Annotated in this window: 1 protein-coding gene and 1 pseudogene; one reads left to right on the top strand and one right to left on the bottom strand. The window is 35.5% G+C overall.

The genetic code is table 11. The annotated features are described in order from the left end of the window. A pseudogene (locus AB5026_RS11725) lies at positions 1 to 1152 on the bottom strand (ATP-binding protein); the annotation flags it as partial. 343 nt (positions 1153 to 1495) lie between these two features. Here AB5026_RS11725 and AB5026_RS11730 point away from each other — a divergent pair. Beyond that, positions 1496 to 1663 (top strand): hypothetical protein, encoded by a 168-nt coding sequence (locus tag AB5026_RS11730; protein ID WP_009245398.1) that lies wholly within the window; start codon positions 1496 to 1498, stop codon positions 1661 to 1663. Positions 1664 to 1890 lie beyond the last annotated feature (227 nt).

A 1890-nucleotide genomic window follows, 5' to 3' on the forward strand; every position in this document is an offset into this window, starting at 1 on the left:
TGTAATAGGTGGCTTTTTTGCTCTGACCATCTTTCATTACTTTAATCTTATCTTCATTATGAAGAGAAGCCTTTTCCTCTTGAAGTTTTATCAATAATTGCTCTGGAGTTAAAATTCCATTTTCCAGAAGTTTGGCTGCCAGTTCGACAGCAAAAGTATGGTAGTGTACAGTTTCTATGATTTTTTCTACGATTGCCCGGTTTTCCTCTGCTTCTGAATAAAATACAGATGTCAGTTGAAAAAGAGTGGGTATATCTTTCAGTTCTTTTAATTGAAAACTACAGTATTCAGACAGTTGGCTTCTGGTTGTAAATAAAACCCGGCAACGGTATTTTAATACGACTGACAGGCAACTGTCCTGTGTGGATGTGACATTAAAATTGTCTATGATCAGCAGTGTATCAGATTTCAAAGAGCGTAAGAAACGGTTATGTCTTTGAAAACGTTCCTGCTCACTGATTTCTGGTGGATCATCAATAAAATCCATGTCTACAATATCTTGATATAGATTACCGGTGTATTCCATATAGAGAATATTGGTGTACTGTTTTCTGTATTGCTTTGCATAGGCTTTAGCAAGCTCGCTTTTCCAATTCCGGCAATTCCATAAAGAAATATATGTCGGTTCTCTTCAAACAAAGTATGGAGTTCATCCAGTTCTTCTTCTCTTCCTAGAAAATGACGGCATGGTTTTGGGACTTCGCTGTCCATAATGTAATCCAGAACAATCGGAGATAGAACACCTCCTGCAATCAGTTTTTGATTTCTTGTATCACGTTTAATAAATTGCCGTTCCATACCAAAAGAAAGTACTTTTGCTAAAAACAACAGCCTTGAATCAGAAGGTTTATATAGAGATACAAGTTCCTGCTTTTTTGTATCCGAAATCGTATCGTCCTGTATGAATAACGTGTAAATGTCCTGTATAACCATGTTGCAGTCTGCCATTAAGGGAAGTAAGTTCCGCTGAATGGTTGTTGCCAGTTTTTTCTGATTGCTGGGTTTTGCATAATATGAGGTTATTTTGGGACTGATTTTTGCTTGTCCGGTTATCCAGCGGCAAATTAGACCATTATCCATAGAAAAATCTTCATTTATCGGATCATTCATAAAATCTTCAAATAATTCGTATAAAAAATCAGGTTGGTTCATCTGATTGCTTTCACTGATTTGATTTTTTAGGCATGTGCTAATAGAAGAAAAATCACATCGTTCCAACAGAAATCCCTCCTTTGGTTTTCGTGTTTTATATTCTTAAAGTCTTTTTATTATAACACGAACAAATGTTCCGGACAATAGGAATTGATACTGTATAGGAAGAAAATGAATCTTAAAAACTCAATCTGCGGTCAATTTCAATTCAATGTGATTGGTGCAGAATAATTTTAGAATGTAATCAGGCTTTCGAAAGCCGAATTCAATTCATACAGAACTTTTGTACAATCCTGCCGGCATAGGATGTAGAGAGAACTGTATGCTGAAGGAGGCATATAGCATGAATACGTTATTTGATTCTGTAGAAGTTCTGGATACAAAAAAAGAAATCCAAAAAGAGAATGTAAGCTATGAACATGCAGGATATCAGATTCGAGTGCATTTTAATGGGGAAAAGACATTGATCCAGTGCATTCAGAATCTTACTGAACGAAAAATTGCAGGTTGATTTTCTTAAGTTCTTGTTGTAAAATAAAGACAATTAAAGACAATGACTACGCAAGACCGATGAAAAGAGGGATAGAATGTATCAGGCAGGAATTTATTGCCGAATTTCCATTGAAGAGCAAAATAAAGAGGGTGAATACAGCAATAGTATTCACTCTCAGATTCAGATGGCAAGAGATTATATTGCAGAGAATAAAGATATTGCAGAGAAAAAAGTTTATGTAGACG

Origin of the sequence: Blautia sp. RTP21359st1_E11_RTP21359_211015 (genome assembly GCF_040910705.1) — a bacterium.
Lineage (GTDB): Bacteria > Bacillota > Clostridia > Lachnospirales > Lachnospiraceae > Blautia_A > Blautia_A fusiformis.